This is a genomic window from Spiroplasma endosymbiont of Panorpa germanica, from assembly GCF_964019765.1.
Classification (GTDB): Bacteria; Bacillota_I; Bacilli_A; order Mycoplasmatales; family Mycoplasmataceae; genus Spiroplasma_B.
Window position 1 is genome coordinate 236,774 of sequence record NZ_OZ026461.1, and the last position, 12,182, is coordinate 248,955.

Sequence of the window (12,182 nt, forward strand, 5' to 3'; positions counted from 1 at the left end):
TTATTATGATTTTAAAGTGTTATAATTATTAAAAGAGGTATTTATGAAAAAAGATTTTAATTTTATTAAGTGAGATAAGGAAGGTAGACAATTTAAGGTAACAGGTAAAACAAATGATTCATTTTTAAAATCTTTTATAAATCAAGACAACTTTACAATGACAACAACCCAAGATATTGTTAATGGTTTATTTCCATATATTGACTTGAAACTAAAAGAAGAGCAAGTGCTAAATTCCATCGAAAGAGAGACTTGCGTCAAAAAAATTTTACAAGATTCAATTTCTAAAAAGACTAAAACAATTCCATTCGTTCTAAATGAATGTGAGGATAAATTTCATCAGCAAATTGCTAAAAGAATAATTACAGAGTTCAACCAAATTATCTATAAATATGATGTTAGTAAAATTGAAACAGATTTTATAAACATATTGGAAGGGGAATGCCCTTTTATCGGAATGATTCCTTTTATTTTCCAAACAAAATATGGTGATTTAATTGTTGATATTCGAGCGGGACAAACACATTTTGAAGAAAGAACTACAGCACTTTGTTTTTTGTATGAGCAGTTATGAATTAATAATACTAATTCAAAAGTAATTAAAAAAATTATTATTAACCCACGTTGAGAAAAAGCTGTTCAGGAGTTAGAAAATCCCAGCAAAAGCATCGCTTGAAAATTACTTAATTTTTGCTAAAAAAATTTGAAAATTCGAATCGCACTAAAATTACATACAAGTTAGCCCTCAAAAGAATGATACCAGGTAATTTTTTAAAAGGGGATTTTGTTTTTAATTTGACTTAAAATTTTTGTCAAATAAATGATTGTAAATTTGGGCAATAACTTGTTATATTTTGTCATCTTAAACCCGAAAAATTCCTCAAATAATCGTATAGTTATTAATAAATTTAAATATTTAAAATTTAATGTAATTATATATTGCATTCAAGTAGGTTTAATCATTTATAATTGAACTATAAGAAAGAAAAAGAGGTTCAATATGAAAAAAAGAATTTTAGGTAAAAATTTAGAAGTTAGCACCATAGGTTTGGGTTGCATGGGATTAAGCATGTCTTTCCCCCCATTTCCAGAAAAAAACGAAGCAATAAAATTTTTAAAAGAAGCATATGAGCAAGGAATAACATTTTTTGATACTGCTGAAATATATGGTCCATTTAAAAATGAAGAGCTTTTAGGAGAAGCTCTCCAAGATATTAGATCAAAAGTTATAATTGCTACTAAATTTGGTTTTAAGTATGATGGTGATAAAGTTATTGGATTGGATAGTTCTCGTGAGAACATCCTAAGAGCAATTGAGGAAAGTTTAAAAAGACTAAAAACTGACTACATCGATTTATACTATCAACACCGAGTAGATCCCAGTGTTCCCATTGAAGAAGTTGCTTTAGTAATGAAGGAATTAATTGAATCAGGAAAAATTAAACATTGAGGTTTAAGTGAGGCTTCTGCAACCACTATTAGAAAAGCTCACAAAATTTGTCCAGTCACTGCTGTTCAAAGTGAATATTCAATGTTTTGAAGAGAACCAGAGGAAAAAATATTTCCCACTTTAAAAGAATTAAACATTGGATTTGTTCCTTTCAGCCCTTTAGGAAAAGGTTTTTTAACAGGAAATGTTAAACCAGGTAAAGTATTTGGGGAAGGAGACTTTAGAAATACCATTCCTAGATTTAATAACATTGAATATTTTAAAGCTAATCTTAAATTAGTTGACTACATCAAAGAACTAAGTGTCACTAAAAACACAACTCCCGCAGCGGTAGCAATTGGATGAGTTTTAGCTCAAGGTGAATGAATTGCTCCAATACCAGGAACAAAGAATATTAACAGATTAAAACAAAATAACTTGGCTTGTGAAGTTATTTTCAGTGAAAAAGAGTTACTAGATATTAAAGAAAACCTTGATAAAATTAAAATACTTGGGAATAGATATTCTGAGGTTAACGAAAAACAAATTGATAAGTAAAATCAGACAAATAAAAATCCAGAAATATCTGGATTTTTTTTGCACTTAAACCCTATACCAATATTGTAAAAATTTGGTTTTGGTTTCTAGCTATTAGCCATTAGTTGCTACAATTGTTGAATTTGAAAACAATAAAATGCTTACTTTTTTTATTTTTTAAAATAGTTATTTAATACAAGATTATTTAGCTATTTAAATATGTTTTCTTAATAAGAAAGTGAGGGAAATATTAAATATTAATTTGATTTACCATTTTTATCAAAAAAAATTTTCAATCATGAATGATTGAAAATTTTATGTATAAATATTAATTTGATTTTTGTTTCGGAAAACCTCAAATAGCGGAAAAATCAGTGGTATAAACAGTGTTTATAAAGTCCATCCTACCTGAAACCTTAGCAAAAACTCAATCATCATTTTCATTTTCTAGAACTTCTACGTTTAATTTATCCCCCCATACCTTAAATTTATAAAATTCGTAAATAGGACCGTGATGACTACTCATAAAAGTCCCGTATGGATTACCCATATTATTAAGATCTTTTCGAATTCTTTCCTCAGCACCCCTTATATTGTCTTTTTCCAAATCTTCTGCCACTCCTTTAAAACTATCAGTAGTTTCCACAAAGCCTTTAACTCACTTAAAACGTATATTTTTATCGTTATTAATACCACCAAATCAGTATTTTAAAAATCTTTCCATGACTTTTTCGTTATCGCTTTTTTCCTTAATGGTATTTGTTTGTTTAAAATTAAACTTTAAACCATCTAGTTCAGTAATTTTAGTTCCATCAGCATCTTTAACTATTATGGGCTCGTAATTAAAACTATGATTTTCTCCGCTTTTAATATTGCCTCTCAAACCTGATTCTCTAGTCTTACTAAGATCAATATCGTAAAATTTTGCGTCTGAAAGATTTATGGTTTTTGACATTTCCTCTAGGATGGTCTCTATGAATAATGAGTTTAAAATATCTTTTGATGGTCTTTCCGGATTAAAATCCCAATCCGGATTAGTTGTTGGTTCATCGATAAAAATAAAATCTCCTTCATAAGTAAATTCTTTATTTTCAGCAAAGAATTCTTCCACATTTGCGATGTTTAATTCTAATTTTTCAACTTCGGGACTCCCGCACGATACTACACTAATTGTTGAGGTAGTTAATAGCGATAATGATCCCAATATACTTAGTAATTTTTTCATTTTGTCTCTCCTTTTAAATAATATATAATATCACCTTTGCATATTATATACTATAAATGAAAGATAATAAATATTGTGAAATCAAGAAATAACAATAAACAAAAAGTGTTAACAATAGGAATGTTGCTATTTTTATTAACCAGTTCAGCACTTTTAGTACCTCAAAAAAGTGGTTATTTTTACAATTTTGAAGGGCGAAGTTTTTCAAATCAATCACAAGTTGTTGATTATGCTATGACCAAGGCTAATAAGAAAATTGAACAAGAAGACCACTACTACTATAAATACAATAATAAAATTTACTCTTTAGAAGAAAAAAATCGTGCCCTAGAAGACATGATTAATGATGCTAAAATAAAAAAAGAGCTTACATATAGAAATCCTTCAGATCATATTATTTCAAATTCGGGGGAACTTTCTGCTCAAGTTAGACAAGCTTACAACGACAAGTTAGTTAACGTTTATAAGGGTAAAAACGGTAATTCTTATATAGATTTAGATGAAGCAGTTCAATCATATTTTGATTATGACGAAGTTTTATTAACTGAAAACCTAAATAAAGATTCAAGTGTTCCAATTGAATTCTATAATGAAAGTGAAATGATTCAGTATTTGGAAAATAACAAAAGAGAATCTTCAGAACAAGGAGAGAAAAGTGACTGCTACTTAGTTGGAGGACTTTGTCAAGATGAAAGTTCAGTTAAAAAATGATTGAAAAGTACCTCTGATTACAAATACCGTTACAAGGATTATGAATGAAGCAACTTTTTTCCTGCAGAAATAGAAAAAATTGATTTAAACACAAAAGACAAAGTTTATATAGATAATATTTTCAAGCATGATGCTAGTAAAAATGCTTATTGATTAGGTATTGATAATAAAAACAAGACATCTTTTCTTAATGAAATTTTATTTTCAGGATTAGACTAGTATTTTTTTTCGAAGATTGATCACGCCACTTAGACCACCTCTTAGTGACTGCCAACATCATATGTAAATATAAGTCCTTGATTTTTAAATCTAACTCTTTCATTCTTAATTGTTAAGCTTTTTGGATTATTTAGAAGGGGGCATTTCAATAATAAAGTAATCGTTATTATATTTTATAGTTAGTTTTTTTACTCAAATTAAACTTATTTTTAATTAAAATATCTTCATTTCATAATTTTAATTAATTCCAAAAAATATAATTTGGTTATGATACAATATAAATGTTATTAAAAAGGAGAAACATCCATGAGGAAATTATTATCAATTTTAGCTGCCCTAACTCTAGTGGGAACTTCAGCTAGTAGTGTAGTTGCTTGCGACATGTTTGGAGGCGGTGGCGAAACTACCGAACCTGAACCTGAAGAAGAAGTGGAAGAAGTGGAAGTTGACGAACCAATTGGAAGAGAATTAAACATCAAAAGTTTTGAAAGATTTTTGAGAGAAACTGAAATAAAATATGAGGGACCATATATCTTTGCTAAAAACCAGGATGAATGACTAATAAACAATAGTACTGCAAAAAGAATAATAGATCATAAATTAGAAGTTTATATTCTTGAATTATTAAATGAGCAATTTGATTTTGACTTTGACGATCGATATGAGATTGCAGTTAATATTTCCGGAGAAGATAAAAATCAAATCACTAAACAAAAACCATTTGAAGTAAATAAAGAATATAGATTTAAATATTATGCTAGCATTCGTTCAGCACAATCAACTAATTGACAAGATGCTGTAGATATATCAGATTTATATTTTACTTTCAAACAGACCAATGAACCAGAAAGAAATAATATCACAAATGAAATCCTAAATGATTCTATTAGTACTTATAAAGGTATGAACATTAATGAAGAAAACTATTTTAATTGGGATAATAAAACAAATGATAAATATTATAGAAACATAAGAGAATTAATAAAAAAAGATTTCTCTGAACAATTACGTTCAGAATTGATTTTCATAGTTGAAAATGAATTTGATGAAAATACTAAGGCTAGTCATTTTGAGTCACTACCTTATCATGAATTAAAATCTTCAAATGAAGTCACTGAAATTGAAGTTGTTGATAAACCTATGAAACACGGAGAAGTGATAATTAAAATATATAACACCTCAACCTTTTTCAACTTAGAGGATAAACCCACAATTTCTTGATCAACCTATTGAATAATTTAAAATTATCATAATTAGCAAAATTTGAATAATCCTTAAACTCTAAATAGTTTAAGGATTATTTTTATTTAATAGTAGTTCGGTCTTTTTATAAAACAAATAAGCTATTAATGACTCCTAAAGATAATAACTGGTCTAATGACACTAAATATTTTTCAAGGGGTAACGTTTTTATTTCTCAAAATTATAAAAAACACGGAAATTTTATAATTTTAAGATGTTGCTTTTAAGTGTTATTTTTTGTATAATGAAAATGGGATTAGCCCCAATAAAAGGAGTCAATATGAAAAAATAATATCTCTATTAGCTGCTTTCGGTTTAACAACTTCAGCATCAATCAGCGCTGTTGCTTGTAATACAGATTCAAAAAATCCTGGTGAACCCGGTCTACCAGATTCAGTTGAAGATGAAGCTTACTTAGAATATAAAATACCAGAAACTTTAGAAGAAATTGAGAAACTTTTATCAGAATACAACACCAAAATAAATAATGTTGTAAAGGAGTTGTGTTTAGAAGTTTATGGTCAAGAATCATTTCCAAAGGATGCAACTGCAGAACAAAACAAAACTTTCGTAAATCACGAAAATGCTCAGTTGTATTTAGCGAATCAAATTATTAAATATCACATGGAAGGTTTAAAGTTTATAATTGAGGGCAACAAGACTCAAGCTTCAAATACCGTTATTGCTATGAAAAGTTTGCCAGGAAAATTAGGATTAAATAATCCAGATGATGAAGATCAATTAATCTTATTTGTCTTTTCTGAATCAAACAAAGTTAATTTAACCAAATTAACAAACGACTTAGAAAATAGAATATCTAAAATATAGATACTAAAAACTAATAAGCGAATATATTGTTTAAAAAAGGCTTTCAACAGCCTTTTTTTATATGTTTCTTTGAGCACTTATTTTAAAATAGCTATGGTATTTTCATATGTTTATGCGATTTTGTTATTATATCTAATAATTATCACAGGTGGGGTTAATTAGGAGAAAATTATTATCAATATTAACTGCTTTTTGAGTTAGCTATATCATTTGTATTTAATGTAGCTAAGTGATGATTGTTTGAGGGTAGTGGTTAGATATTTGGATTAAAAGAAGTGAGAAAAATAGAAGAACAATTTGAAAAGAATTTAGTATTTGAGACTAGGAAATATTTTTGAGAGAAACTTAAATAAAGTTAGAGAAACCTAATGCCCTTACTAAAAAATGATGAATGAAAAATAAACTACATAAGGTTTCAGATTACAGGACAAACCTACAACTTTTTTACCCACTTATTTGATATTTTAAAATTATTTCAAACAAGAAGTTTTTAATAACCCTTAAACTATTTAGATTTTAAGGGTTATTTTTATTTAATAGAGTCGCTGACTTTGTAAAACTAATAAGTTGTTTAATATATTAACACTTAAAGTGTTAATATATTTATGGAGCTAGAATTAACTCCAGAAAAGAGGAATTTAAAGTTATGAACATTTGAGCAATTGCTGCAGCAGCTTCGCTGAGTGTAGGCACTCCTGTAAATTTTTCAAATAACTTATTAATTACAACCAGAGATAACAATAGTATTTTTATTGATAAAATGGATTTATCAAAATATCAAAATACTTTGCTAGATAATAAAGATATTATAGTAAATTTAGATGAGGACTATTCACTTAAAGGAGTCACAAATCAATTTAAAGACAAAATTTTATTTGAGATTGAAGATCTTTTAATTTCCAAAGGTAACTATGAAGCATCGGGCGCTTTTATTGACCACAAAAATGATTTTGAGTTTAAAGTACTTTATGAAGAGAATTTCAAAAATCAATATTCAAAAAAAATGATTCTTCAAATAGAGGCAAAACAAACAAATAAATACTTTTTTGAAGGGACAAGTCTAGAATTTTGATTTAATTCTAATTTTATAAATGAATCAAAAATTTCATCTCATGGATATTTGGATTTCCACTATAAACTTAAAGCAAATTGGTCTACAAAATATCAATATGATTTATCAGGATCCAAAAAAGATATCATTTATTATGAGGATTATGCTTTGGATAAAACAGACTTTCTTCGAAAATATAAAAGTGTGGCTGTATACTATAATGCATATGCAATTAACTATAAAAATGAAAGTGTTTTAAAGTATCCAAATGAGGTCAACAGAGTTCAAGGTGTTAGAAACCCAGCAAGTACTAATCCTGATGACAGCAGTTTTTTAATTGCAGATTCGGAATTAAAATCCTGAGGACTTCAAAGTGGTTATAAAATCGTTATGAGCATTCCCATTATTGTTGGAAATACATATATTTCCATAGACACAAGAGCTCGTGGTTATGTAAAAGGGTATGGGGCGCCGTGAAAAGAAATAGAAGTAGGAATTTATGTTAATTATTTTAGATTACAAACTTAGGTTAATAACATGCTAGAGATAAAAAATATAACAAAATTATTTAAAAACGGAGCTGGTATCAAAAATGTTTCGTTTCAAATCCCAGAAAAATCAATTTGTGGTTTTGTTGGTGATAATGGAATGGGTAAAACAACTACTATTAGATGTATTTTTCAAGAGTATCAAACTTCCCAGGGAGAAGTTACCTATAAAGGCAAAACTTTAAAGAGTCGTAATAATTTAATTAAAATCGGATTGTTTCCCGACACAAATTCAATCCCCTTGGACTACCAGCTAAAAGATTATGTTACCTATTTAGCGTTGCTATACAAGATTCCTCCCAAAGTTGCGATAGAAAAGCTAAGTGAATTAACAAAAATATTTAATCTTGAAGGTTATGAAAATAAAAAATTAAAAACTTTATCAGCGGGTATGCTAAAACGCGCCATGTTATTGGCTATTATGATATTGGACTTAGAAGTTATTATTTTAGATGAGCCTACAGCTAATTTAGATGTTAATAGCCGACAAGAGTTTATGGAAATTTTGTTATTTCTAAACAGTCAAGGGAAAACAATCATAATAACAAGTCATATTATTGAAGAGCTACAAGAAATAATCGACTTTTTAGTATTTATTGACAATGGGGAAATCAAATACTCAAAACCAATAGATAATAAAAAAGAGTCTATTAAGGAAATCTATAACAAATATCGCTCCCAAAATATTAGTACTAGAGTGGGGGATTTAAAAAAATATGTTAAATCAAGTCAAGAAAAATAATCAACCCCGCTTAAATAAAATTACTGAAAACTTCCCAGTATTTAGTTTTAATTGAAATTGAATCTGAAAAAGTATTACTTTGTGAATTGTCAATGCAGTTTTTGGAATCATGATTGTTATTTTTTCAATATTGTTCGCCCTAGGAATGAAACAAAATATGGTTGTCTATAATGGCGTGTACCAGGTGCACCAAAACTGAGGACAAAGTTTATGAGCTTTTCAGACCATAAAAACTAGTTTGGTTATTTTATTTATCACGGTTTGAATTGTATTATCAACTTATGAATTATTTGTAAAACAAAAAAAAGCCCTGATGTTTCAACTAGAAATTAGAACGGGAAATAGGTTATGGATTTCATATTGAAGTCGCTTTCTAATTATCTTTTTAACATTAATAATTATTATAACCTTCTTGTTAATTTGTGATTCATTTATTGCCCTTAGTTTTAAAAATTTTGGAAAACCGTTTTTTGAGGCTTTTGGATTGGCAAATTATCCGTTCTTCTATCTTTTAGCTATCGTTTTATTTAGTTTTTCATTGTTTTTCAATGCAGTTTTAAATCCCGTTCTTTCAACTCTATTTTTAATGTCGATAATGAGCTTTGTATTCATTAACCCATTTGGTTGAGTTCCAATTTTTCAAGGAGTCATGTCTGCAAAAAATGTTTACAGTTTAAATGATAAAATTAGAGGGCTGAATTTTGAGTTTAGCTTTGCTAAAAACTTTAATGATTATTTTGCAAATAAAACGGAAATTGACTATTTGCAAAAAGACTTAAAAGAAATGGACATTTACAACTATTATTGATTCTTTGAACAAGATAATATATTTGAAGCAAACGAAGAAAATATTATGGATCCTTATTTATCTGCTAAGTCTTATGAGACATTATTAAAATGAAATGATAAAATAAAATCTCCTGATAATAAAATAGCAGATTTTACTAACTTAACAAATCAATTAATTAAATCTGAAGTCGACGAAAATTTGAAAGATTTTTTAGAATTTTACAAAATTTGAGGTGAAAAATATTTGACCGCCTCAATTTTTGACGGTACATATATTCATTCAAATACAGCTAGACAAATTTTTGGACCTGGTAAATATTTTAGTTTCTTGTTAAATGTCCTTAAAAACAGTATGCAAATTAATAAAAATAACATTTTGAATTTAGATGATTATAACAAAACAATTAATTTTAACGAAAGTAATAACCACTGAAATCCGATTAATCATTTTGAATGATTAAAACGCGGCAAAATTTACAATACAGAAGACATCTTTTTAAGAGAACTTGTCTTTCCTACAATTTATGGAACAAATTGAACTATCGCCTCATTTGATTGAAACATTACTAATCAAACAGAATTTGATAAAATATTGAATAGTCAGGACTCATTGAGACAAATCAAAGATACAAGTGAGTATGAATCTGTAATTCAAATAGGGAAAGTTATTAACAACCCTTTATACGAACTATTTTATTCATTATGACTTCTAACATCGGCTTTATTCTTTGCACTAGCCTTTTTAATATTTAAAAAATTTTACTTTAACTAAGAATTAAATAATAACTACTAATTAAAATAAGTCAAAAACTAGAACTTAATACTTTTAGTAGATAAAACAAAAAAACATTCATATTGTTTAAGACAATTTGAATGTTTTTTTGATGATGAAATATCGGGTTTTTACCTATTTTTAATCTTATCTTCGTAAAACTGCTTTTTATATTCAATAAAATCAATTTGCTCTTGAATATCTTTTTGATTTTTTAAGACTACTTTTTCTTGCTTTAAAATCATTGCTTGACGTTCTGCTAAGCTTTCATCTCCAAGATCTACCAAACCTATGTATTTTATTATTTCCTTTAAGGGCATACTTGTCTTTTTTAAACAAATAATTGTTTCTACAAAACGTAAGTCATCTTCTAATAAATAACGATAGTTGTTTTCATCTCGTTTGAACTTATTAATTACGCCTTTTTCATCATAAAACCTTAGTTGTGACTCTGAAATATTGAATTTCAAAGCAATGTCTTTTAAATAATACTTTAAAATCATAGCAATCATCTCCTAAATAAATTATAAACCATTATTTGGATCTTTTAATCTGCAAATAGGGAACAAACAAAGTTGAATTTCAGCGAAAAAAAATGACTTTAAAAAGTCATTTTAAATGTTTTTTAGTTTCAGTTTGATTTACTTTTTGATGGCTTACTACTTCCAAAACTTCTTTTTGGTTTAGCTGCTCCAAAGTCGCGTTTACGACGGTCTTTTCCAGCCGCCCCTTTATCAAATGAGTTTGATTTAAAATCTCCTGATTTTGCAAATGGTTTATCAGCAGAGAAACCTTCTTTTCTTGGTCCAGAATTGCGTTCTGAACCACGATTATTATCTGAAAAACTTCTTGAGCGATTTCCATTTGAAGAACCTCTTCTAAATCCGTCGCCTCTTGAAGATCCACCACCACTACGACGTTCAACAATCGGTAGTTCTCAACTGTCAACATCCATTTTTTCAATTTCTTTGTTTTGGTATTTTTCTAAATCTTTCATATGGAAAAAGTTGTTACGATTTCCTACTAATGAAATTGAATTTCCCTTTGAACCTGCACGAGCAGTTCTACCGATTCGGTGAATGTAATATTCGTGATCATGAGGTAAGTCGTAATTGATTACATAATCAATTCCAGGAACATCAATTCCTCTAGCAGCAACATCGGTCGCTACTAATACTTTAGTTGCTGATGTTTTAAAAGCTTTTAAAGCACGATTTCTTTCGCTTTGTCTTTTGTCTCCATTGATAACAAATGATCTGACTCCATTTTTATAAAGTAGATTACTAATTTCCTCTGTTTGAGATTTTGTATTAGCAAAAATAATGCTTAATTCAGGTTTAATGTTATTATAAATTGCTACAAGCGCATCTTCTTTATTGTGAGTTTTTGTATCAATAAAGTATTGCTTAATATTAGAACCACTTAAAGCAGTTCTCTCTACTGAAATTTCTACAGGATCTTTTAGGTATTTGTTTGCTATTTCAATAACTTGTTTATTCATAGTTGCTGAAAATAAAAGTGTTTGATGTTCTTCGGGAACTACTCTAAAAAGATTGTCAATATCTTGTTTAAATCCCATTTTCAGCATTTCATCAGCTTCGTCTAATACAACAGTTCTAACTTGGTCAAGTTTCAGCACTTTTCTATTTAATAAATCAGTGATTCTTCCTGGTGTTCCAACAACAATGTTGGTTCTCTTTAAAGCTTGAATCTGGCGAGAAATATTAGCTCCCCCAGTTACACCAGTTGAGGTAATTCCCTCTAAATACATTGATAAGTCGCGTACTTTATCTAAAACCTGTAAAGATAGTTCTCTAGTTGGTGTTACGATAATTGCTTGAACAAAGTTCACATTTGGAGTGATTCTTTCAAGAATTGGTAATAAAAAAGCGGCTGTTTTTCCAGTTCCGGTTTGAGATTTTCCAATAATATCTTTATTTTCTAAGGCAACAGGAATTGTTTTTTCTTGTATTTCTGTTGCTATAGTTAAGTTGTGTTTTGCAAGAGCTTTTTGCAATTGCGGTTTTAAGTTTATTTCGTTAAAATTCATTTGAATTTCCTTTCTGTCAGTTGGAGGAATAAGGTATGA

Annotated in this window: 12 protein-coding genes; 9 read left to right on the plus strand and 3 right to left on the minus strand. The window is 28.2% G+C overall.

Features of this window, described 5'->3' with window-relative positions; all coding sequences use genetic code 4:
- Nucleotides 1-43: 43 nt before the first annotated feature.
- Together AACK87_RS01105 and AACK87_RS01110 are read left to right on the plus strand one after the other, a co-directional pair.
- Entirely contained in the window at nt 44-697 is a 654-nt protein-coding gene (locus AACK87_RS01105; RefSeq protein WP_338972714.1) for a hypothetical protein, read from the plus strand.
- 303 nt (nt 698-1,000) lie between these two features.
- Nucleotides 1,001-1,987: an aldo/keto reductase gene (locus tag AACK87_RS01110; protein ID WP_338972715.1), complete on the plus strand. Its 987-nt coding sequence runs from the start codon at nt 1,001-1,003 to the stop codon at nt 1,985-1,987.
- A gap of 307 nt (nt 1,988-2,294) precedes the next feature.
- Here the strand turns inward: AACK87_RS01110 and AACK87_RS01115 are convergent, their stop codons facing one another.
- On the minus strand, nt 2,295-3,191 hold the full coding sequence (locus AACK87_RS01115) for a lipoprotein (RefSeq protein ID WP_338972717.1): 897 nt from the start codon (nt 3,189-3,191) through the stop codon (nt 2,295-2,297).
- Between the two features lie 75 nt (nt 3,192-3,266).
- Between AACK87_RS01115 and AACK87_RS01120 the strand changes: the two genes are divergently transcribed.
- From AACK87_RS01120 to AACK87_RS01150, 7 genes are all read left to right on the plus strand, one after another.
- Nucleotides 3,267-4,121 carry a hypothetical protein gene (locus AACK87_RS01120; RefSeq protein ID WP_338972718.1) on the plus strand — a complete coding sequence of 285 codons (855 nt, stop codon included), beginning with the start codon at nt 3,267-3,269 and terminating at the stop codon, nt 4,119-4,121.
- Nucleotides 4,122-4,427: 306 nt separating this feature from the next.
- Complete coding sequence (locus AACK87_RS01125) at nt 4,428-5,363, plus strand: lipoprotein (RefSeq protein WP_338972720.1); 936 nt, start codon at nt 4,428-4,430, stop codon at nt 5,361-5,363.
- A gap of 237 nt (nt 5,364-5,600) precedes the next feature.
- Complete coding sequence (locus tag AACK87_RS01130) at nt 5,601-6,191, plus strand: hypothetical protein (RefSeq protein ID WP_338972722.1); 591 nt, start codon at nt 5,601-5,603, stop codon at nt 6,189-6,191.
- Between the two features lie 368 nt (nt 6,192-6,559).
- Nucleotides 6,560-6,685 carry a hypothetical protein gene (locus AACK87_RS01135; protein ID WP_338972723.1) on the plus strand — a complete coding sequence of 42 codons (126 nt, stop codon included), beginning with the start codon at nt 6,560-6,562 and terminating at the stop codon, nt 6,683-6,685.
- Nucleotides 6,686-6,837: 152 nt separating this feature from the next.
- Nucleotides 6,838-7,770: a hypothetical protein gene (locus AACK87_RS01140; RefSeq protein WP_338972725.1), complete on the plus strand. Its 933-nt coding sequence runs from the start codon at nt 6,838-6,840 to the stop codon at nt 7,768-7,770.
- A 9-nt stretch (nt 7,771-7,779) separates the two neighbouring features.
- Nucleotides 7,780-8,532: an ABC transporter ATP-binding protein gene (locus AACK87_RS01145; RefSeq protein WP_338972727.1), complete on the plus strand. Its 753-nt coding sequence runs from the start codon at nt 7,780-7,782 to the stop codon at nt 8,530-8,532.
- Entirely contained in the window at nt 8,507-10,093 is a 1,587-nt protein-coding gene (locus tag AACK87_RS01150) for a hypothetical protein (protein WP_338972729.1), read from the plus strand. Before AACK87_RS01145 ends, AACK87_RS01150 begins: the two co-directional genes overlap by 26 nt.
- Nucleotides 10,094-10,224: 131 nt before the next feature.
- Here AACK87_RS01150 and AACK87_RS01155 read toward each other — a convergent pair whose 3' ends face one another.
- Both AACK87_RS01155 and AACK87_RS01160 read right to left on the minus strand, forming a co-directional pair.
- Complete coding sequence (locus AACK87_RS01155; RefSeq protein WP_338972731.1) at nt 10,225-10,596, minus strand: MerR family transcriptional regulator; 372 nt, start codon at nt 10,594-10,596, stop codon at nt 10,225-10,227.
- A gap of 122 nt (nt 10,597-10,718) precedes the next feature.
- Nucleotides 10,719-12,143 carry a DEAD/DEAH box helicase gene (locus tag AACK87_RS01160; protein WP_338972732.1) on the minus strand — a complete coding sequence of 475 codons (1,425 nt, stop codon included), beginning with the start codon at nt 12,141-12,143 and terminating at the stop codon, nt 10,719-10,721.
- Between the last annotated feature and the right edge of the window lie 39 nt (nt 12,144-12,182).